This window comes from Phormidium sp. CCY1219, assembly GCF_055795085.1.
Genome location: NZ_JAYFEQ010000049.1, coordinates 1 through 215 on the forward strand (window position 1 = coordinate 1; position 215 = coordinate 215).

A 215-nucleotide genomic window follows, 5' to 3' on the forward strand; every position below is an offset into this window, starting at 1 on the left:
ATCGGATTTCCACCGGAAATCTCTGCATCGGCTTCTCGTTGTTTCAAGGTTTGAGTTAAGTTTTCTAACCGAGAAATAATGTCGCTATTGACAGAATTGTCAGGTTGTGCAGTCTCGGCAATGACCGGGGTTGCGGTGGTTTCGGTGGCGGGATTCGCTGCAATTGGGGTGCGATCGCCTCCCGTTTCTTCCGCTTCCACATTGCTAGCTGTTTC

1 protein-coding gene is annotated in these 215 nt (G+C 50.2%); it reads right to left on the reverse strand.

Features of this window, described 5'->3' with window-relative positions; translation table 11 throughout:
- Positions 1 to 215, reverse strand: a 215-nt coding sequence (locus AC0QH1_RS00385) for a hypothetical protein (protein ID WP_324628761.1), incomplete at both ends; no start/stop codon positions are given.